The sequence below is a fragment of the Staphylococcus sp. HMSC055C03 genome, assembly GCF_001809385.1.
Taxonomy (GTDB): domain Bacteria; phylum Bacillota; class Bacilli; order Staphylococcales; family Staphylococcaceae; genus Staphylococcus; species Staphylococcus simulans.
In genome coordinates this window covers 26,213-26,883 of the sequence record NZ_KV797500.1, presented here as the reverse complement: position 1 = coordinate 26,883, position 671 = coordinate 26,213, and the positions used below count along the sequence as shown (strand labels likewise).

Here is a 671-nt window from a genome sequence, read left to right as displayed (position 1 = left end):
CTGCTTTATCTGCTTTTGCAACTAAACCTGCTTGAGCATCTTTTAATTCTTGTGTAGCAGCTTCAATTTCTGCTGTTGTTTTATTGTCTGGTGCATCGACAATTGCTTGTCCTGTTGTTTCTGCCTCAGTTAATGGTTTCACACTATTAGGTGTGTACTCATCTTTGTTGATTGCTTTTGCTTTTTCAAGCTCTGCTTTCAACGCATCTAATGCTGCTTGTTTAGCATCTGCTGCTTCTTTCGCTTCTTTTGCATCTTGAGCAGTTTTAGCATTAATTGCATCTTCTAGAGCTGCTTTCGCTGCATCTACTGCGTCTTGAGAAGCATTAGGGTCTGCTTGAACTTCTTTCGCTTTATTTAAAGCATCTTGGACTGCTTTATCTTCTTTGTCAGCTGGGTCTAAAGTTAAACCTTCTGCAGTAGTGATTACTTTGTTCAATTCATCTTTATTAGCTTTTGCTTCTAAAGCTTTTTGCGCATCAGTGATAGCTTTAGCCGCTTCTTTCAACTCTTCTGGAGTCTTAGTAGCGTCTGCTTTCGCTGCTTCACCCGCTGCAACTGCATCTTCTAATGGTTTCACTGTATTTGGTTTGAAGTCATCTTTATTGATTGCATTTGCTGCATCGATTGCTTTTTGTAATTCATCTAAAGCATCTTGATGTTCTTTTGCT

1 pseudogene is annotated in these 671 nt (G+C 39.2%); it reads right to left on the bottom strand.

From position 1 onward, the window contains the following. Positions 1-671, bottom strand: a pseudogene (locus tag HMPREF2603_RS13400) (FIVAR domain-containing protein); the annotation flags it as partial.